The following is a 21,583-nucleotide window of genomic DNA, read 5'->3' on the forward strand; positions in this document are numbered from 1 at the left end:
TAAAAGCAGGAGTGATCATATGGGGTTCATAAAGAATTTCCTGATGAATGCGGGGATGATGGTCACCATTGCATATGTGGCAAATATTATTTATAAATATGCACTTATCCGTTTTTCGGCACGTATCAAATATGTGAGTTCGATCTTTTTATTAATTTTTGCTGGTTGGGCAAGTTGCTTTTTTGGCTTTCGATTAAGTGAAAACGTTATTTTTGATCTTCGTTTTCTACCTCTGATTGTTGCGGCGGCTGTCTATTCTAGACCTATTGTGATCATGTTGGTCGGTGTCGGCATTGGATTAACTCGCTTAACGTTTGGCATCGATATGGCTGCGTTTGTAGGCGTATTGAATCTATCTATTCTGGGAGCAGTTTGTGCGGTTCTGAATATCTGGATGCGCAATAGTACAGTCAAACTTCATATCAAAGCGATTATAACAGTGCTTGTCGTCAATATAATCAATACGTTTGATATTGCTGTACTGGGTGTTGTGCCAATACGTATTTATGTATTCGAAATTATGCCATTTACCTTACCGATGTCTATCTTAATGAGCGGTGTATTTGTTTTTATTTTGCGTGATTTTCATACCGAACGACAACGAATGTTACAACTTGAACATGCCAATGAACTGCTGTATCAACAGACCGAGGAACTGCAACAGACTCAATTTGTGTTAGAAGAACGAGCAAAGCAATTGTTGTTAGTATCTCAATACAAATCTGAATTTTTGGCAAATATGTCTCACGAATTACGAACACCGCTCAATAGCATTATTAATCTGGCGCAGATGATGGCTGACAAAGAAGATCAACGTACAGAAGAAGAAACGGTTCTGTACAGCCAGATGATCTATCAATCAGGCTTAGACTTGCTGGAATTGATTAATGATGTGCTCGATCTATCCAAAGTAGAAGCCGGCAAACTCGAAATTACGTATGAAGAAGTACGATTGTGGGAATTAGTAGAAGTATTACGCATGCATTTTGAAATTACTGCTCAGAAAAAAGGCATTACATTTGCCACTGTACAAGATTCTCATGTTCCAGAAACGATTTTTTCAGATGCTCAGCGAATCCAACAGATTTTACGTAATCTGCTGACCAATGCTTTTAAATTTACTCAAAAAGGCAGTGTCACTATGCGTATACACAAACATTGGAATAGTGAAGATCAGAGTGAATGGATCGTATTCTCTGTTCAGGATACAGGGATAGGCATTGCTCCTTCTCAACATCAAGTAATTTTTGAAGCTTTTGAACAAGCGGATAGTTCGATTACTCGTCGTTATGGAGGTACAGGTCTAGGATTGTCGATCAGTCGCGATCTAGCCACGATGTTGGGCGGATATCTGGGTATGGAGAGCCGAGAGCATGAAGGCAGTATATTTTCACTGTATCTGCCATTGCTACAACCTCCATCTGTAGAATGATCCTGTATACGATCTATGTATAAGCATTATAGCTATTCCGCATTGCTATGATGCTCATCGATGATTTTTTTGAAAAGATTAATAATGTTGTAATGCTAGATGAGTACTGCAATGAATACGGATACATGTTCCAAAAAAGAGCGCGGTTAACGTTTGGTTATCGTCAGAGAGGGTAAACAAACCTAATTCATTCTAAAGTTTATGTAATCAAAGTCATCTTTTGTAATGTACAAAGGAGAGGATACTTATCAAACGAAGACGTGCTCTTGGACTCAACCGTTTGAATTTGCAGAAACGAAGATATTCGATGTATCGCAATCATTTACGAATCGCTACAACCGAAGGGATTCCAGCTACAATCTTTTCCACATTATTAAGCGGGCCTTTTTTAACAGGTTTTTTATTGTATCTTGGAGCAACCGCAGGACAAATCGGATTAGTAATCGCATTGACTACACTTGTAAATGTTGGACAGGTGATCGTTGCTTTTTTGATCCAACGTTTACATAAGCGGAAATGGGTATTGATTTTATCTGTATTTCTGCATCGCGTATTATGGGGAGCCACCGGATTAGTCCCCTTTATTTTTACCAAAGAACTCTGGGTTCCTGCTTTTATCGTATTGTATATTTCAGCATTCGTAGCCAATGCCGTGATCGGTGTCGTATGGGCTTCGTTAATCGGAGATATTGTTCCTGGACGATTGCGGGGTAGATATTTTGGGATTCGCAATACGATCTTGAATGCGTTAGGAAGTATCACTTTATTTGTAGGAGGCTTTTTGCTTGATAAGTATCCGGGCGGGCAAGGCTTTCTGATTTTGTATATTATTGTATGGATCTGTGTTGTGATGAATGTGGTTATTTTTCTATTTTATCCAGATGCGCCTTTTGAGCGATCAGCAGAGACGAAGTTTGTACCGATGTTACGCAAGCCACTCTATGATCGTTTATTTATGAAAGCAACATGGTTTCTAGCCTTCTGGTTATTGTTGCAGACTTTGGTAGTGCCGTTATACTCGTATGTGATGTTAGAAGTATTGCATGTCAGTTACTCGATTACGTCAACGATGACTGTCGTACAGACGATATTTATGATGATCAGCTTTTATTTCTGGGGCAATATGAATGCACGCTTTAGTAACAAAACATTGCTATATTGGACGCTACCTTTTATTGCAGCTTCTTGTATCGCATGGAGTCTAAATGCAATTATTCCGGTCGTGTTAGCACTCCTTATTATTCATATGTTACTTGGGATCGGAGTAGGTGGATTTAATCAGCTATCGTTCAATTTTATTATAGGCGATACACCCAAAAATGATCGTCCGATGTTTATCGCTGTCTATTCAGCAATTACAGGGCTCACTTCTTTTATCGGGCCATTGGTCGGAGGAAAAATCTTTGAGTGGATCGAACCTTTACCTAGATGGGTACAAGTATTTGGATTTCAGACGGCTGTCGGGGTCTTATTGTTAGTTCTAGCGGTAACGATAGGACGCAAAGTATTAAAAAATCCAAGTCCGCAACAGTTGTAACCAGCGAGTATAGTGGTTAACTTGGACGCAACCTGATCTGTTGCAAAGATGATCTGAGCTAACCTGTAGCGCTTTAGACTAGATTAACTTTGTAGTGAGGATTGCCAAACGTCAGTCTGCACGCTTAAAATGATGTCAGACATATACTACTTTTAGGAAAAGAGGTTATTACGCATGAGCAAGCAACCGATTTCTACCGATCGTGCTCCTGGAGCACTTGGCCCTTATTCACAAGCGATTGATACAGGGATGTTTATTTTTGCATCCGGTCAATTGGGACTTGATCCTGTAAGTGGAGAATTAGCAGAAGGCGTACAAGAACAAGCACGTGTCGCTCTTGAAAATGTAACGGCTGTTTTAGATGCAGCAGGAAGCAGTCTGGATCAAGTAGTGAAAACAACAGTCTTTCTACAAGATATGAACGATTTCGCAGCTATGAACGAAATCTACGGTCAATTTTTCAAAGAACCGTATCCCGCGCGTAGTGCTGTGCAAGTCGCTCGTCTACCGAAAGATGCTTTGGTTGAGATCGAAGTTATCGCTTTGAAAAAATAATTCATTGTAACCAAAAAAAGACGTTCTCGTTGGATGAGAATGTCTTTTTTTGATAATAGAAAATATATAACTCAATATAAAATACATAATTCAACAAGAGCCCTCTCTTCGATAAAAGAAAGGGCTCTGCATATAAAAACAAAATGACAATTCTATTAATCTCGTGTACGATTGCGAACAAAGAAAATAATAATCGCATAAATAAACAACACCACTGCTAAAATAATAGCCGTTAACCATGTAGCATGGGAGTCTTGATGTTTGAATGCAATCGCGCTGTACGCCCATACAAAGACAAGCGGATAAATACTGTCACGATAGCGATATCCAATCACAAGAGCAATCAATGCACCGGCGATTAGTCCAATGACTGACCAGACAGTCGGTGGAAGTCCAAAACCAGACCAATCATTTTTGTGTAACACGATCCCGATATTCAAAATGGTAGCAACCGATACCCAACCCATGTAAATACTGAACGGTAATTTGACCAGAATAATCTGAGCGACCGATGGACGAACAATTCTTCTTGTGCGTACATACAATACAATCGTGGTTAATAATAACAGAACAATAATCACTGTCGCAATTTCTGTTAACAACGAATGCCAGAAGAACAACCAGATAATATTACATAATGAATTGATGATTAACCAGATTCCAACCGCTTCGATGCCTTCGTTACTTTCAGAAGAATTGCGGAATTGATAAATCACAAAGCCTACTAACAATAGATAGATCACAGACCATATGGAAAATGCATAACTAGCAGGTGTTAATAGAATTTCGAACATATCCGAAATTTCACCTGTACCTCTACCGAATAGTGGTAGGGTGGCTGCTAGATAATTCATCACCAATACCGCCGCAATAGCTACTACATTCAGCCATTTGTACGTATTGAGTTTGGACAATAGGAGTCCCTCCTTATTTTTTGAGATCATATGTAAAGCTGACATTCGGTATACAGAATGCTTTAACTATATACCCATTTCAAAGCGTAGTTACACAGCAATCACTATTTCGTAACCTGTAATAGTAGAAGCATGTTGGTGCTAAAATATCATATTGAAAAAGCATAAAAATGATAGCGCTATCATTTTGTGAATAGAAATATTGTTAAAACAGTCATCAATTTGTCAAAGCTTGGGTATATAACAATATGTTGATTGTTTCATCTGATAAAAGGGACTTGAAGGAGGACACTGAATATGGTCGGTAAAAAAGCGTCACAATGGATTCAACAGATTATTTTTGTAGGGCCCGCCACTTTGTTTTTTGCACTAATTGTGATTATTCCATTTATTTTGGGTCTGTATTATTCATTTACAGATTGGAATGGTATTTCAAAAACAATCAACTGGGTTGGATTTAGCAATTACACACATATCGTTACCAAAGATCCTGATTTTCGTAATGCGTTTTGGTTTACCGTTCGCTTTACAGTAGTAGGCATTATTATTACCAATGTTATAGGGTTTGCTTTAGCGTATATTTTGACGAAGCCACTATTTACACGTAATCTGATGCGTACAATTTTCTTTATGCCGAATATGATCGGTGGATTGTTGCTTGGATTTATCTGGCAGTTTATTTTTATCAAAGGTTTTGCCGCTGTCGGTGAAGCTACAGGGTTATCTTTATTTAATCTTCCCTGGTTAGGTGATCGCGCGACTTCATTCTGGGGTATCGTTATCGTCTTTGTCTGGCAAACCGCAGGTTATTTGATGGTTATTTACATATCTTCGTTAAACAATGTACCGAAAGATGTTTTGGAATCGGCAGAGATTGATGGAGCTACACGCTGGCAAGTAGTGCGTCATATTATTTTCCCACTAATTATGCCTGCGATTACGATCTGCTTGTTCTTAGCGATCTCATGGGCGTTCAAAATGTTTGATCTTAACTTAGCGTTAACCAATGGTGGACCGTTCAAAGCGACTGAATCGGTAGCACTGGATATTTACAATGAAGCCTTTACGAATAACCGTCTAGGATTGGGTACAGCAAAAGCTGTTATTTTCTTCGTCATTGTGGCATTGATTACCAGTGTGCAGGTACGTCTGACGAAAAGCAGGGAGGTTGAACTATAATGGATATTCAAAAACGATACGGTGTTCGTACACTAATTCTCGAAATTATTGTTGTGATTGTCGGCTTAATCTTCTTGATTCCTTTTTACTTTTTACTGGTCAATTCAGTGAAATCTTTTGCCGATATTTTGTCCAATTCAGCAGGCTTGCCTCAAGCGTATTTGTGGAGCAATTATGCCAAAGCATGGACAGCTATCGATTTCCCTACAGCGCTTAAAAATTCATTGATTGTGACGATTGTCAGCAATCTATTATTAGTATTAATCAGTTCGATGGCTGCTTATCAGATGGTACGTCATCCATCATTGTTTAATCGCATCTTATTTTTTGTTTTTGTAGCTGCAATGGTTATTCCTTTCCAATCGATTATGTTGCCGTTAATGGAAATGGCGAGCAAATATCGTCTTAATAATAGTATGTATGGATTGATTGTAAGCTATCTTGGGTTTGGTGCACCTTTGTCTGTGTTTCTTTTCCATGGATTTGTCAAAACGGTTCCTCTTGAAATCGAACAAGCGGCTCGTGTAGATGGTTCTTCACGTTATGGTGTCTTTTTCCGTATCGTGTGTCCGTTAATGCAACCGATGTTTGTAACGGTTATTATTTTGAATACATTATGGATCTGGAACGATTATCTATTGCCTTCTCTTATCTTATCCAGCCCTGAATTACGTACAATTCCGATCGCAACATACAGCTTTTTCGGTCAATATACGAAGCAATGGGATATGGCATTGCCGGCGCTAGTGCTTGGTATTACACCGATTATTATTTTCTTCCTGTTTATGCAACGCTATATTATTGAAGGTATCACTTCAGGATCTGTTAAAGGTTAATATTTATAGCACCTAAATGAATATCCAATATGAAATAGAGACAGAATTGAAATAAGCAAAACAGGAGGATTGAAGTATGAAAAAAATACTTTTACTACCACTGACTTTGCTCTTCGGATTAGCGGCCGTATTATCCGGTTGTGGCAATCAGAATACAGAAGATGCAAGTGGAACCAAGACGATTCATATTTATCAATATAAAGTAGAGATATCCGGCGCTCTTGCCAAATTAAAAGTAGAATACGAGAAAACTCATCCGGGCGTGAAGTTAGATATTCAGTCTGTCGGTGGGGGTAGTGATTATGCGGCTTCGCTCAAAGCCAAATTCGCTTCAGGTGATGAACCTGATATTTTCAGCAATGGCGGATATGAAGAAATGAATCTCTGGTTTGAATATATGGAAGATTTGTCGGATCAGCCGTGGGTAAGTGATCTGGTCGATGGAGCCAAAGAATCGATTAGTCGGGATGGACACATCTATGGTCAGCCGATTGGTCTAGAAGGATATGGATTTATTTATAACAAAGATATTTTTGATAAAGTAGGCATTAAACAGTTACCTACTACGTTAGAGGAATTACAAGCAGTCTGCGAAAAACTGAAAGCTGCTGGTTATATTCCATTCTCGAATGCGTTCCAAGAGTGGTGGGTACTGGGTAATCATAATTCCAATATTCCATTTGCTCATCAGAAAGATCCGGTACAATTCTTGCAACAATTGGATGCAGGTACAGCGCAAATACCGGGAAATGAGAAATTTACAGATTGGTTGAATCTAGTCGATCTTATGGTAAAATACGGAAATAGTAATCCTTTAACAACTGATTACAATACACAGGTAACACTGTTTGCAAATGGCAAAGCAGCGATGATGCAACAAGGGAACTGGACACAAGTACAGATCGATGGAATTAAGCCAAATATGAATATCGGTCTGATGCCGATTCCGATCAATAATGACAAACAAGAGAATGATCGCTTATTTGTAAGCGTGCCGAACAACTGGGTCGTGAACAAAAATTCACCAGTCAAAGCAGAAGCCAAAGAATTTTTAAATTGGTTAGTGACTTCAGATACAGGAAAACACTATATCACTGACGAATTTAAATTTATACCTGCTTTCAAAAGTATTCCAACGACCGATAAACAGCTAGGCCCTATTGGTTCGGATATTGTGAAATACAATGAAGCAGGCAAAACGCTCCAATGGGTATTCCCACGATTTGCAACAGGATTAACCAAAGATTACGGCAGTACGATTCAAGCTTATATCGCTGGAGAGTTGACCAGAGATGAAATGCTGGAACAAATGCAAGCAGAATGGGTTAATTTGCAATTAAGATAGTCTGACATGAATATATCTTTGGGTAGATCAGGCGAAGCGAGCAATAGATACAAGCCTGATCTACATCAAAGGTATCTATATGTCTACCAACATCCAACAGCGGAGGGGAACAGTAGAATGGAAGATACAAGCGAAGCGATACACCCGGACAAGGCAGGATTACCTGTTGTACAGGAAACATGGAACTCATTTGGACATATGATTCGCTGGCAAGAACATAATGGAGCTTATCTTTGTTACGGAGAACGTAGTCATGCCGCACTGATTTTTTTTTCTGAGGGAGAATTTCGCTTTAAAGTATTTCAAGGAGAATATCCTGATCTATCGACAACAATAGCTGTATTACCTCGCAGTGAAACATCACAACCTGAAGTCGAAGAAAAGGAAGAAAACCTGGTTTTTACAACATCGCTTATTCAAGTTTTGCTCAATAGGCAAACGTTTGCACTAACGGTGTTAGATAAAGATGGAAACGAAATTGCGCGTCAAGAAACCGTCAGTTGGAGCCCTCGGGGTGCGATCAATGGTTTGTTCAATATGCAGGAAGGCTCTCATTTTTACGGATTAGGTGAGAAATCTAGCTTTTTGGATAAACGCGGTGAGCGCTATACGATGTGGAATACCGATGTCTATGCTCCTCATATGCCAGAGATCGAAGCGCTATATGAATCGATTCCCTTACTATTGCATATGCAAGGGGAGACGACATACGGCATATTTCTAGACAATCCCGGACGTTCTGACTTTGATATGCGTTCACATGGAGTAGCGTATACGATTGGATGTTCTACAGGGCAATATGATATTTATTTTATTTATGGACCGGAATTGAAAGATGTAGTTCGTCGTTATACATCGATGACTGGACGGATTTCGTTGCCTCCTAAATGGGCGCTTGGATATCATCAATCTCGTTATAGCTATATGAATCAAAGTGAAGTGATGCAGTTAGCTCGTGATTTTCGGGAAAAACAAATTCCTTGTGATGTGATCTATCTGGATATTCACTATATGGAAGGCTATCGTGTATTTACATTTGATAAAATTCGTTTTCCGAATCCGAAAGAGATGATTGCGGAACTAAAAGAAATGGGTATCCGTATTGTGCCGATTGTCGATCCCGGAGTGAAAAAAGATCCTAAATATCCGGTCTATCGTGAAGGGGTGCAGGAAGATCATTTCTGTGGTCGTTACTTAGAAGGAGATATTTATTTCGGAGATGTATGGCCAGGAACCAGTGCTTTTCCTGATTTCACCGATAACAGAACAGCAGAGTGGTGGGGACAACTGCACGATTATTATACATCGCTTGGTATTGAAGGCATCTGGAACGATATGAACGAACCTGCTGTATTTAATACACTCAAAACAATGGATCTGGATGTTATTCATAAAAATAATGGTAAACCGATGACGCATGAAGAATTGCATAATTTGTATGGATTACTGATGTCCAAAGCAACGTATGAAGGTATGAAAAACAATATGAATGGTCGTCGTCCTTTTATTTTGACACGTGCAGGTTATTCAGGAATTCAGCGATATGCGGCAATCTGGACAGGGGATAATCGCAGTTTCTGGGAGCATATGGCGATGGCGATTCCAATGGTACTCAATATGGGATTGTCAGGGTTACCTTTTGCCGGGCCGGATATCGGTGGATTTGCGCATCATACTTCAGATCAATTGCTTGTACGCTGGACACAGATGGGAGCCTTTTTCCCGTATTGTCGTAATCACTCATCGCTTGGTACAGCACGTCAAGAACCGTGGTCGTTTGGCGAGCAGACGGAAAGTATTTTACGAGAATATATCGGACTGCGTTATCGCTGGTTACCCCATTTATATAATCTGTTCCATGAAGCCGCGCAGACAGGAATGCCGATTATTCGTCCATTGATTCTAGAATATCCACGCGATCCGCAGGTTACTAATCTTTGCGATCAATTTTTGGTTGGGTCAGACGTGTTGATTGCTCCGATTTACCGACCGGATACGTATTGTCGCGCAGTATATCTACCTGAAGGAACATGGCATGATTATTGGACAGGCGAGCGTCATGAAGGTGGCAGACATATTTTGGTGGATGCTCCGCTAGATGTATTACCGATGTTTATACGTGCAGGTTCGATTGTAGTTGAAGGGTCGCTACGTCAATACACAGGCGATCAGGCAGATGAATCCATTACTTTCCATATCTATGGTGCTGTTGCAGATGCTTCATTTACAGCAGAGTATAGCCTGTATGAAGATGATGGAGAGACATTTGCTTATGAAAATGGTAATCATTCGAAACTTGATATTCGTGCATGTGGTGGACAGGATGAATTGCGATTGTCGATCCGTTATGCAAATAGACAGTATGTAGCTGTTCGTGATCAGTTACGCTTTACACTGCGTCAACCGGAGTTTCAACCGACAGAGATTGTAGGATTAGAGCGTATTTCGCTAGACGATCTTGCTGAAGGAAAATCAGGTTGGAGTATGGATGAAGATAGTGGAGATATTTTGATTCAAGTATCTGATACAGAGCAAAATGAATTGGTTCTAAAAGTCTAAAAAAAGGTCATTTCTTTCACAGAGATTGGTGAAGGAAGTGACCTTTTTTTAATGTTATGATAGATAGACAATATCTTAATTTTTACTCATTATTTTTGCTGAAAAGACGATAATGATGATAACTCTAAAAATGGATTGAAAAATAGTGCATATCCAGATAAAGAAAAACCAACAGACTAAAATGACCTGAAAAGACATTTATTTTATAGTATACAACTACATAGAAATCTAAAAAAACGGAGATGAACACATGCAATCATGCTGGATAGGGATAGATATAGGAGGTACTGGCATCAAAGGTGCCTTGGTGAATGAGCAAGGGCAGATGATAGAACGTATGGAATTGCCTACGCAAGCAGAACAAGGTGCTGAATTTATTTTAGGACGAGTATTATATATCGCTAATGAATTAAAAAGTATTGTTTATGATAGTGTCAAACAACGCTTTATTACGATTCATGGTATCGGTATAGGCTCTGCCGGTCGAATCGATCGAGAAAGCGGAATCGTAATTGATGCGACAGATAATTTGCCGGGTTGGAAAGGTATGCGCTTGGCTGAATTAGTTACAGCTTCTACAGGACTACCGACATGGATTGTTAATGATGCTCATGCAGCAGCGGCAGGCGAAGACTGGATTGGTGCGGCTTCTCATGTGCAATCTTCGATAATGTTAACGATAGGAACAGGAGTTGGAGGTGCACTTGTTCATTATGGCGAAGTGATCTCCGGTCAGTATGGAGGCGCAGGTGAATTAGGGCATATGATTCTGCATCCGGGCGGTCTGCCTTGTAATTGCGGTAAAAAAGGATGTGTAGAACAGTATATATCAGGAACAGCTCTACATCGGCGCGCAGATGAATATGTACCGGGCTGGAATGCGTATACGTTGATGAGAGAAGCGAAACAAGGCACAACAGAAGCACTTTTTGTATTAGATGGTTGGATTAATGATCTTGCAAATACGATTATTAATATGGATCAAATCTTTGATCCACAAGCGATTATTATTGGTGGGGGCATCATTGTTACACGTGGAACGTGGTGGGAATTATTGCTTCAGCGTATTCAAGAATTAGGTGGTAGACCGGTATTATTGATGCCTGCACAACTAGGTAATCATGCAGGCATGGTAGGAGCCGCTCGGATTGCGATGTTAAATGCTAGCTTGTAATAATTGCTGTGCTTGGGCGATACGTACAGGATCAAGAGCAAGATTGATATCGCTATGGATACGTACAGCACTACCCAAATGAACTTCTTGTATCGAAGTATGTGTAACAAAATCAGCCAGACTCTGCAAAGTTAATCCTGCTCCAGCAATCAATTGTATCGGGTACTGTATAGCTAAGCGATTCAGGGCAATCATCTGATCAACAGCTTGTAGCACAGAAGGTTGACCACCAGACGTTAAAATATGAGTAATCTGAGGATAGTGTGACAATATATCCAGACCGCGCTCCAGATTATCCAATTCGTCAAACGCACGATGGAACGTAAAAGGCTTGCCATCTGCTGCATCCAGCAATCGTTCTAAAGCATTCGTATCAATCTGCCCATCCGCAGTCAGAACACCGGTTACTATCGCTGCTGCACCTGTACGGGAGATATGACGAATATCTCGTATCATACTGTTTAGTTCCGCATGATCATATCGAAAATGACGACTATGAGGACGCACCATCACATTAACCGGAATATGTACCGTTTCAGTAATATATTCGATGATTCCGAGACTAGGTGTGAGTCCACCTTCTTGTTGAGCGGCGATCAGTTCGATCCGATCTGCACCTGCTTGCTCTGCAATCATCGCATCTTCTGGAGTAGTCGCAATCACTTCAAGTCTTTTTCGCATAACAACCTCTCTTTCTATACTCCTATTTTATAGACAGCTTATCATCAGCATGATATAGCTGATAACGTAGATAGCCAGTGTGCTTCCGACCCATGACGAGTACCAAATTCCGTCTAAAAAGAATATGACCTTTGAATTCACGATTGTTCCACTGTAAGTTTGATTTTATTGGACGTTTATCTTGTTTTGCATAAAGCATGACTGATTTAATCACATATGAATCTATACGTTACATTAGGTGTACAGTGGAGATTTTTCTATTTTCATGTACCATTATGTTAGATAAAGATGTAATATAGTACATTTAAACGAGCTACAATAACAACGAAGAATAACATAGGCTAATATCCAAGTAAAGATTAGCAGGGCATAATTGCCTGTGTCTATCCTTTTTTTATACTAGAAGTAAATAAACAGATGAGAGGAGAGGAGTTCATGGCGGATGTATCTTTTTATCGCAATCTCCAGCTTCCCTTTGTAGAAGGTAAGCGTTGCTATGCGGATGAACTAACCTATCATCGACATTTTCATGAGGAATATTCAATCGGTCTGATTCATCATGGGCATACGGAGGCATGGTGTGATGGTAAGCTGTGGGAAGTAGAAGCAGGTCGTATGATTAGTTTTCCTCCGCATATGCTGCATGCTTGTCATCCAAAGCAAGGACTGAAATGGAGCTATGATATGCTTTTTATTGATCCGAAATGGCTAGAAGGCATGGAACAGCAAGAATTGGCACAGATTGATATTCCTTATTTGCTGTCCACACAGAAAAATCAAGATTGTACCATACAGATGCAGCAGACGATGAACTCACTAATAAATGGGAATGAACCACTTGAAACGGAAACGGCATTGATTGGATTGCTACAGCAACTTACGTGTAGTGAGCATGGCGATCTGGAGCACCAAAGCATGACCTCACCAGCTGACCGCAAATATGTTGGGATTGTACAGGAGTATTTACATGCGAACTTCCATCGTCCGATCCTGTTAGAAGAGTTGGAGCAGGTCACATCCATTAGCCGTTTTCACTTGATTCGACTGTTTAAACAGTGGCAGCACGTACCACCACACGTCTACCAAAATCTGCTACGTATTAATTATGCCAAAACAGAGCTACATCGCCAGCGTCCTATTGTAGATGTAGCAACAGAAGCCGGATTCTATGATCAGAGTCATTTTACCCGGATGTTTACGCGTGTCGTTGGAGTTACACCGCGAAAATATAAAGTTTCGGTTACTTAGGGTGAGGTGTATTGTAGTGAAGCTAGTTATGGTTTGACTTGTGAACTTAAAGTATAAGATTTGTATAGAAAAGTAGCTACATAGCAATTTTGTACAATAATTCTCTTTTCCTTTTCGCTAGTGTATAGGGAAGAGGAGTGATGAATGATGGATCAAATGAGAGAGCGTGAGCAGCGACTTGCTACACAAGCATCCGCGGCGCTAAAGGCGATTGCACGTCGTCCAGATATTAAAGGATATATAGAGCATAATCCGTCTAGCTATGCCCTACTACAGCGTGCAGCAGCACGTTATGTGACAGGAGAAGAGCGGTCGCAAGCGTTAGAGGTGGCTAATCAGCTGATAGACTATGGTTATGCGATATCGCTAGAATACATTGGTGAAAATACATTATCGGTCGCAGCCTGTCAGCAGGCACAGCAAGAGCTTATCGGATTAATCCTTGAGATGGGGCAGCAGGGAATGCGTGGACGTGTCTCGTTTGACCTGTCGCATATTGGTCTGCTTGTAGATCGTGAGCTAGCGCTTCGCCATCTCCTGGAGTTAGGAGAGTTATCGCAGAGGTATACAATCGAGCTATTTATTAGCATGGAAGAGTCGGCGAAAACGGAGTCGATCTTGGAGGTCTATCGCCAAGCGGTAGCAATCTATCCGCTGATCGGTATTACGTTACAAGCACAGCTGAATCGGACATCAAGCGATGCATTAGATGTGCTAGCTAAAGATACACGTGTACGGATTGTTAAAGGAGCATACGAGGAGCCAGATACGATTGCACTCTCACGTTCAGCAGAGCTAGATCAGCGGTATGAAGAGCTATTCGAGTTAGCTGTACAGCGGGGCTGTCATATTTCTATTGCTACGCATGATGAAGCGCTAATCACTCGATTATTGCAATATGACTCCAAAGAAGCGGCTTCGGTTGAGCTAGAGCTATTGTATGGGATTCGTCCAGAACTGTGCGTGAAGTTACGCGAGCAAGGTTATCCTGTACGTATTTATTTGACCTATGGGCAGGAGTGGTATCTATATCTATGTCACCGGATTGCAGAGTATCCGCCTAATTTGTTTCAAGCACTTGTCGATATAGTAGGTGGTGAGCAGGAAGCGCCTGTTCTGCAATACTATGTAACATAACAACGATAAAATGTACCCAAAAATAATATGTTCAGGTCTAAAAGAGAAACACACGGATACGCTAGGGAGCGTAATTCGTGTGTTTTTGGTTTGTCTTCATTTTGATTCAGCAATTCACTGAACACTCATTTATTTTAGCTTCAGAAGATTTGCTATTTTAAAGACTTTTTGGAATGAACTTGATTGTATAGTGGATAATTTGATGTTCTAGATTGCAATTTTAAGATTTTTAAAATGAATCTCAGTCTTTTTAGTTGGAAATCTGGAATTTTCGGACATCCACCCTTATAATAGATAAGATACCTACTCTGACAAAGATTATTGCTGTTTGTCAGAATTTTGGTGCTCAAATCATTTTTCTCATTAAACTTAGTCGTGCTGGTATAGATAAGCACTTATTATGAAAACGTAACTGAGATGGACGGGAGACAAAGATGGATCAACCGTTATATGGAATATGGATCGGAGACGTATTTTTTTGTTTTTCCGGTGAAATGTCTGAACCTAAGGTCGATGCTTGGATGAAAGTCATGCGTCGTCTGGAAATGCCTATTGGTCGCAAACCTTTTGCACAGTCTGGATTACGTCTGGCTGAATTGAAGTTTGGTCCTTCGGGAAATACCAATGCAAAAGAAGCACCTACACGTCGTGCAGGTAGAAGTAAACGTCTGCCAGGCCGAATGGTCGAAGGATTAGCTTTGTCCCCTGAGCAAGCGTATGATTTGCTCCTCAATTGGGATGAAGCATTATTAGCACGTCAAGGCATTACACCAGGCGGAGAGATGCGTTACTGGCACAAAGCTGTTCAATTTGCTCAAAAGCTGTTGCGTGAAGGTAAAATTTTGCCGGATAGTACAGTGATTGCAGGAACAGGTCGCCGTAGTGCTCAAGCTACATTACATGGAACATGGAAACCTCTTTTACAAGGGGAAGACCGTGAAATGTTTGTCAAATTAGCAGATGCTATTCCGATGATAGGATTATCGGCATTGTCATTATTTCCTGCTTCAGAACCGGATCGTCCTGCACAAGCGCGCGCAGATGTTTTGCACTCATTTTTAGTAGCAGTGATGGATGCTGAGATTCGGCGTATGTTCCGGGATGCAGGTTACGGGAAATTTAGAGCTTATATGGCGGCATACCGCCGGGGCACTTCACCTCAAGCTCATCTATGGTGGAATTCGATGTTCGATGCTACAGGCGATCTAGCAGTGCAAGGAACCGCCGATGATATGGCTGAACTGGCTCAACAGATTCGTGAACATAATGGAGCAGCAGTACCTGTTCCAGAAGTGGAAAATGTAGAAGAGCGCAAAGGAGAATTGCGTCTGGTTGTGCGATTAGAACCACCAGTCTCAGCAGATGCTACTCCTGCGGAACAAGCGATGTATTCAAATACTCAAGAATGGCGTATGTCTTTCTGGGCAGATGATGAATCTGACGCAGCTATTTTGATACCTGTCGGTGTATTGTGGAAACATGGAGATGCAGAGCTAGTCGTGCGTGGTCGTACGTATGAGAATGTGCAACAGCATATTTTGATTCAGCTCGGTCAAGCCGCAGAACGCTCACCGATTGTCGCTTCATTTTTAGAAGTGTCCAGCCCTGAAGGTGGATATATGGAAGCGGCGGATGTATATACATTTCTCAAAGAAGATGTGCCTCGCTTGCGCAAATCCGGCGTAGCTGTACAGATTCCTTCACGTTGGACAAGAGAAGGTAAGCGCCGTAGCGGAGTCAAATTAAAACTCAAAACACCGCAAGACAGCAGTCGTGGCCCTGAAGAAACATCCCGTCTGGGCATGAATCAGATGGTGGCTTTTGAACCGGAAGCTGTGCTAGATGGCAAAACATTAACAGCCGCCGAACTCGCAGAAATTGCTAAAAACGGTGTGCCTTTGATTCCTTTCGATGGTGGATGGATCGAAGTCGATCTGACCGAGATTCGTCAGGTGTTACGCTTTATCCGTCGTCATGAAGAAGGCGAAATTTCATTTAATGAATTGATGCATATCTATGCGGATGAAGATGAAAATTCATGGAATGGTCTGCATATTTTTGAGATCGAGACCGGATCATTACTTAATGGTCTGATGGAAGGCAATGCCTGGCGTGATATTCCAGTGCGTGAAGTGCCTGAAGGTCTACATGGTACACTTCGTCCTTATCAAGAACGAGGATTCCAGTGGCTTGCCGCTATGCGTGATCTAGGATTCGGTGCTTGTCTGGCGGATGATATGGGACTTGGTAAAACAGTACAGGTGATTACTTGTATGCTCGATCAACCTGCCGCAGGGCCACGTTTAATCGTATGCCCGACTTCTCTACTCGGGAACTGGCAACGTGAATTAGAACGATTTGCTCCTGAAATGAATCTGTATATTCATCATGGCAGTCGTCGTCCACGTGGCGAAGAGTTTCTTCAGGAAGCTAGATCACATGATATCGTACTAACTACGTATCATCTAGCAGGACGAGATGGTGAAGATTTACGTGAAGTCCACTGGGCTTCGATCGTATTAGACGAAGCACAATATATTAAAAATTACCGTACTAAACAAGCACAAAGTGTAATGAAACTCAATGCACCTCACCGAATAGCGATGACAGGGACACCTGTAGAAAATCGTTTAAGTGAGTTATGGTCGATTTTCCAATTCTTGAATCCGGGTTATCTGGGTACCTCTTCTTCTTTCCGTCAGACGTATAATGCTTCTGGAGTCGAGATGGAGAGCCGCTTACAGACATTGCGCAAATTAGTTGCTCCATTTATGTTGCGTCGTCTCAAAAGTGATCCTGATATTCGCCGTGATCTACCGGATAAGATTGAATTGAAATCGTACTGTTATATGACAGTTGAACAAGCAGGTCTGTATCAAAGTGTTGTATCTGAAATGTTAGGACGGATGGGGAGCAGTGGCGGCATTACACGTAAAGGAATCGTGCTGTCTTCATTGACCAAATTGAAGCAGATTTGCGATCATCCTCATCTGGTAGCTAGCAATGGTAAGCCAGATACGTCCAAGCAAGAGCGTTCCGGTAAAATGGCACGATTGATCGAATTACTCGATATGATTCGAGATAGCGGAGAATCTGCGCTGGTCTTTACCCAGTATGTTGAAATGGGTGAATTACTAACTGCACGCTTGAGTAAGCATTACGGACAAGAACCGTTCTTTTTACATGGTGGAGTCAGCAAAGTATTGCGTGACGAAATGATCGATGCTTTTCAAAATGATCAAGGGCCACCGTTATTTGTACTATCTCTCAAAGCAGGTGGAGTCGGGCTAAATCTAACACGAGCGAATCATGTTATTCACTATGATCGTTGGTGGAATCCTGCTGTAGAGAATCAAGCGACAGACCGTGTATTCCGTATCGGACAGCGTCGTAATGTACAGGTGCATAAGTTAATCTGTCAGGGTACACTAGAAGAGCGTATTGATGAATTGATAGAAAGTAAAAAAACACTGGCAGAGCAAGTGATCGGTACAGGCGAACAATGGCTAACCGAAATGTCAGACGAAGAATTGAAGCAACTGGTATCTCTTCAATCTGCGGAATGGGGAGCTGACGAATGAGTACTACAGAATGGGCAGTAAGCAACTGGCAAGTTGATACAGGGCAGATTCAGGCTGATGTGTATCCAGCTACAGCCAAACCTACAGCAGAGTCGAAAGTGATATTGCATATCGATCTTCCTGCTGAAGAAGAAAAACAAAAAATGCTTCAATCGTTAAGTGCTTCAGCATGGAGTATGTATCTATTGCTGAATATGGAGTCTCCTTCTTCAACAACAGCCAAAGAGATTGAGCTTATGCCCAAACATGTGCTTCAAGATGTACATGAATGGTCTGGAGCTGGAGAAGATTTACTGCTGTATACGCCTTATGTCAAAGACCAATCGCCTTCTACTATCGATCTACCTGTGCATCAAGTGGAAAGTTCATCAGAACAACAAAACTTTCAAGTGCAAGCTCTAATTGATTACTCTAGTGAACGATTATCGGCTAACCCATTGCTTGCATGGGAATTGGCAGGGTGGAGTCCACAAGCATTATCCAAAGATATTTTCCATATCTGGGGACAGCAAGTATCGGCTCAAGCCCAAAGTGAATTTGCTATAGAAGACGGGACAATGGCAGGACAATCTTTTTCCGATGAACCTAATCTAGGCAGTTTACTGGCAGAAGCGGCTACCGCTGGAACATTGCATCAACCCGGAGAAGGTCTGGCAGAAGTAGAAGCATATTTGAATAAATCCAACAAACAATGGAACAAACAACTAGAAGGTGCTACTGCCAAAAAATTAATTCCATTTGTCGAAAATAAAGAGTTACAATTACCAGATATCGAAGCATTATTACCAGGCGTTCAAGGAGCAAGTACAGGTTATCAAGAAGTTCGTAAACAAGTGGCAGAACGTATGATGCGGAGTCATTTTGCAAAATAAAGGAGTTTTAGAATGAATACCAAAAAGCCACTACGTGTGCAGTGGAATATGATTATTCCAGCCAGTGTGCTGTTATCAGGAGTACTATTGGCAGGTTGTGGAGCAAGTGCAGAGCAATCAGCTACGACAGCTCCAACATCGGCAAGCAATACATCTAATGCAACTACCCAGACACCATCTTCATCAGCACAGACAACAGGCACATCCAGTGCAAATGCAACAACAGCAAGCACGACCAATAGCACAGGTGATACATTACTACAACAGCGTGAAGACAGTTCGCTTCAATCGACTATTAAAAAGATGAACGGAAAAATGGTGATTACCAACCCTGAGTCGATGACTGTGATTGTGAACAAAAAGCGGTCATTACCAGATGGGTATATTCCGCCGGATTTGGTAGTACCCAAAGTAGCTTTCTCTTATGATGGTGTATTAGAAAAAAGTCATATGCGTAAAGAAGCCGCAGGCGCATTAGAAAAACTATTCGCCGCTTCCAAAAAAGCAGGGCTTGATCTAAGAGCTGTGTCTGGTTACCGTTCATATAAGCGTCAGGTGACGATCTACAATAATAATGTAGCGACCAAAGGTCAAGCTTACACCGATCGTGTGAGTGCGAAGCCAGGAACAAGTGAGCACCAGACTGGTCTAGCGATTGACGTATCAGGCCCGGGTATCGGTTATGGTCTGGAGCAGTCTTTCGGAGCAACCGCAGAAGGCAAATGGTTAGCCAAACATGCAGCAGAGTACGGATTCGTGATTCGCTACAAAAAAGGTGCAGATGCGATTACCGGCTATACATGGGAACCGTGGCATATTCGTTATATTGGCAAAGAATTAGCGGAAGATGTAACAGCTAAAAATCTAACGCTTGAAGAATATTTTGACGAAGATCAGATTCAGAAATAAAGGAGGGAAGCTATGAACCATCGGCGGAAAATGACGGTATTTGCTACTATTTTACTGTTGGAAGCGACCGGATGTGCGTTTAACCCAGGCGCATCGATTCAGAAGTCGACTCCATCTGTTGAAGCGTCAGTTGCGCCATTGGTTCAAGAAGGCAAGATCAGTCTCTATGCGAGTGAGGAAAAAGATGGGCTCTATCACAATATAGCGATTGATGAAGGTCAAGGCGAGCAAGCGCAACACTATGACTGGGAGACAGTAAGCAACCCGGGTTATGAACCGATGATTCATGAACAAGATTTGAATGGAGATGGGCAAGCAGAGATTATTGTAATCACGACAAAAGGCTATGGAACAGGGGTATACATATCCGAAGCCCATGTGATTGAACCAAAACAGCAGACAGAAGTAGCAGTGGAAGATGCCCTGGCATATACCAAAGCTCATGTTTCTTTTTCTGTGGTGCATAAGTCTGGCAAATCTCTGGTCAACGCCAATGTAACAGATCAACCCGCGGTAGAAATACCTTTAGACCCTACCGATCGGAATGAGTTACCACAATTCGGTAATATTATTGATTATCATGTAGGTGAAGATCAGACATTAACAGCAGAAGTGGCGGCTCAATTAGCCGATGGTGAAGCAGTAGGCACTGCTATTTTACATTATCGGTGGGATGAAGGAACAATGAAAGTCAGTGAGATTACATTCGAAGCTGTCGCCTCCTAAGATAAATCAAAAAGCATGCGTTTCTCATCATAGGATGGGGATCGCATGCTTTTTGCGTTATAGAGATATTGTAAATAAAGAAAACAGTATCTAGAAGATCAGATCAATTGGTCGATTCTTTGCGTACATAAGGCGGTGGTGGAGTCACTGAATCGTCTAACGATAACACTTCTTTACGCAGATTCAGCATTTTGAGATCCAATTCATCTGCGGCTTTGGCGGCTTCGGTCAGTTCATGTACGATATGTGCAGGTACCTGTTTGTCATACTTATAGAAAATAATATGTTCCAGACTCGCCCAGAAGTCCATCGCCAGTGTACGCATTTGAATCTCCACTTTGACCCAGCGTTTTCCTTCCATCAATACCAGTGGAACTGCTACAATCACATGTAGACTTTGGTATCCATTAGACTTGGGATTAGCGATATAATCTTTGATTTCAATAATCTTAATATCTTCCCGTTGCTTTAGATGATTGAACATCCGGTAGATATCTTGTACAAAAGCACACACAATACGCATTCCTGCAATATCATGAATATGTTCAAAAATATTATCAACCGTTGTATCGAGTCCTTTACGAACTAGCTTTTCGATCATACTTTTAGGATCTTTAAGACGGGTTTTGATATGTTCGATCGGGCTGAATCCATCGGTTAATTCCCATTCAGCTTGAATCAATTTGATTTTGTTCTGTAATTCTTCCAAAGCCAGTTCATATAGAATCGGTAGCTTTTTCCACTCTTCAAATTGCTTGAGTGTATCTGCATGTTCACTAATTTCTTTAAGTTTGGATAAATCCAGATTGTTTAGATTTAACGAAATAATCTTGTCTATTTCACTCATACCAGTCACCTCTGCTTCTATTGTACATGGGTTGAAAAGGTAAACAAAATT

Annotated in this window: 17 protein-coding genes; 14 read left to right on the forward strand and 3 right to left on the reverse strand. The window is 41.2% G+C overall.

Annotated features, from left to right (window positions below):
• Nucleotides 1–19: 19 nt before the first annotated feature.
• The 3 genes from QE450_RS22640 (at nt 20) to QE450_RS22650 (ending at nt 3,524) form a co-directional block, all read left to right on the forward strand.
• Nucleotides 20–1,432 (forward strand): sensor histidine kinase, encoded by a 1,413-nt coding sequence (locus QE450_RS22640; RefSeq protein WP_307302294.1) that lies wholly within the window; start codon nt 20–22, stop codon nt 1,430–1,432.
• Between the two features lie 307 nt (nt 1,433–1,739).
• Nucleotides 1,740–2,969, forward strand: a complete 1,230-nt coding sequence (locus QE450_RS22645; RefSeq protein ID WP_274172986.1) for an MFS transporter — start codon at nt 1,740–1,742, stop codon at nt 2,967–2,969.
• A gap of 174 nt (nt 2,970–3,143) precedes the next feature.
• A complete protein-coding gene (locus tag QE450_RS22650) occupies nt 3,144–3,524 on the forward strand; it encodes a RidA family protein (RefSeq protein WP_273614669.1) in 381 nt (126 codons plus the stop codon).
• A gap of 155 nt (nt 3,525–3,679) precedes the next feature.
• Here the strand turns inward: QE450_RS22650 and QE450_RS22655 are convergent, their stop codons facing one another.
• Nucleotides 3,680–4,438 (reverse strand): tryptophan-rich sensory protein, encoded by a 759-nt coding sequence (locus QE450_RS22655; protein WP_307302298.1) that lies wholly within the window; start codon nt 4,436–4,438, stop codon nt 3,680–3,682.
• 297 nt (nt 4,439–4,735) lie between these two features.
• On the opposite strand from QE450_RS22655, the gene QE450_RS22660 reads away from it, so the two are divergent.
• The 5 genes from QE450_RS22660 (at nt 4,736) to QE450_RS22680 (ending at nt 11,531) form a co-directional block, all read left to right on the forward strand.
• Nucleotides 4,736–5,617 carry a carbohydrate ABC transporter permease gene (locus QE450_RS22660; protein ID WP_273614671.1) on the forward strand — a complete coding sequence of 294 codons (882 nt, stop codon included), beginning with the start codon at nt 4,736–4,738 and terminating at the stop codon, nt 5,615–5,617.
• A complete protein-coding gene (locus tag QE450_RS22665) occupies nt 5,617–6,453 on the forward strand; it encodes a carbohydrate ABC transporter permease (protein ID WP_273614672.1) in 837 nt (278 codons plus the stop codon). Before QE450_RS22660 ends, QE450_RS22665 begins: the two co-directional genes overlap by 1 nt.
• 76 nt (nt 6,454–6,529) lie before the next feature.
• Nucleotides 6,530–7,798: an ABC transporter substrate-binding protein gene (locus tag QE450_RS22670; RefSeq protein ID WP_307302301.1), complete on the forward strand. Its 1,269-nt coding sequence runs from the start codon at nt 6,530–6,532 to the stop codon at nt 7,796–7,798.
• A 117-nt stretch (nt 7,799–7,915) separates the two neighbouring features.
• Nucleotides 7,916–10,357, forward strand: coding sequence for a glycoside hydrolase family 31 protein (locus QE450_RS22675; protein ID WP_307302304.1), 2,442 nt, complete (start codon nt 7,916–7,918; stop codon nt 10,355–10,357).
• A gap of 250 nt (nt 10,358–10,607) precedes the next feature.
• Complete coding sequence (locus QE450_RS22680) at nt 10,608–11,531, forward strand: ROK family protein (protein ID WP_274171110.1); 924 nt, start codon at nt 10,608–10,610, stop codon at nt 11,529–11,531.
• On the opposite strand, the gene QE450_RS22685 is transcribed toward QE450_RS22680, so the two are convergent.
• Nucleotides 11,514–12,212, reverse strand: a complete 699-nt coding sequence (locus tag QE450_RS22685) for a copper homeostasis protein CutC (RefSeq protein ID WP_307302308.1) — start codon at nt 12,210–12,212, stop codon at nt 11,514–11,516. The genes QE450_RS22680 and QE450_RS22685 overlap by 18 nt on opposite strands.
• Nucleotides 12,213–12,647: 435 nt before the next feature.
• On the opposite strand from QE450_RS22685, the gene QE450_RS22690 reads away from it, so the two are divergent.
• From QE450_RS22690 to QE450_RS22715, 6 genes are all read left to right on the forward strand, one after another.
• On the forward strand, nt 12,648–13,460 hold the full coding sequence (locus QE450_RS22690) for a helix-turn-helix transcriptional regulator (protein WP_307302309.1): 813 nt from the start codon (nt 12,648–12,650) through the stop codon (nt 13,458–13,460).
• Nucleotides 13,461–13,607: 147 nt separating this feature from the next.
• On the forward strand, nt 13,608–14,597 hold the full coding sequence (locus QE450_RS22695) for a proline dehydrogenase family protein (RefSeq protein ID WP_307302311.1): 990 nt from the start codon (nt 13,608–13,610) through the stop codon (nt 14,595–14,597).
• A 434-nt stretch (nt 14,598–15,031) separates the two neighbouring features.
• A complete protein-coding gene (locus QE450_RS22700; RefSeq protein ID WP_274171106.1) occupies nt 15,032–18,178 on the forward strand; it encodes a DEAD/DEAH box helicase in 3,147 nt (1,048 codons plus the stop codon).
• On the forward strand, nt 18,175–19,050 hold the full coding sequence (locus QE450_RS22705; protein WP_307302314.1) for a hypothetical protein: 876 nt from the start codon (nt 18,175–18,177) through the stop codon (nt 19,048–19,050). Before QE450_RS22700 ends, QE450_RS22705 begins: the two co-directional genes overlap by 4 nt.
• A 12-nt stretch (nt 19,051–19,062) precedes the next feature.
• A complete protein-coding gene (locus QE450_RS22710) occupies nt 19,063–19,959 on the forward strand; it encodes a M15 family metallopeptidase (protein WP_273614681.1) in 897 nt (298 codons plus the stop codon).
• Between the two features lie 12 nt (nt 19,960–19,971).
• Complete coding sequence (locus QE450_RS22715; protein WP_307302317.1) at nt 19,972–20,685, forward strand: hypothetical protein; 714 nt, start codon at nt 19,972–19,974, stop codon at nt 20,683–20,685.
• A 103-nt stretch (nt 20,686–20,788) separates the two neighbouring features.
• Here QE450_RS22715 and QE450_RS22720 read toward each other — a convergent pair whose 3' ends face one another.
• Nucleotides 20,789–21,532, reverse strand: a complete 744-nt coding sequence (locus QE450_RS22720; RefSeq protein WP_307302319.1) for a GTP pyrophosphokinase — start codon at nt 21,530–21,532, stop codon at nt 20,789–20,791.
• Between the last annotated feature and the right edge of the window lie 51 nt (nt 21,533–21,583).

Source organism: Paenibacillus sp. SORGH_AS_0306, from assembly GCF_030819345.1.
GTDB lineage: Bacteria > Bacillota > Bacilli > Paenibacillales > Paenibacillaceae > Saccharibacillus > Saccharibacillus kyungheensis.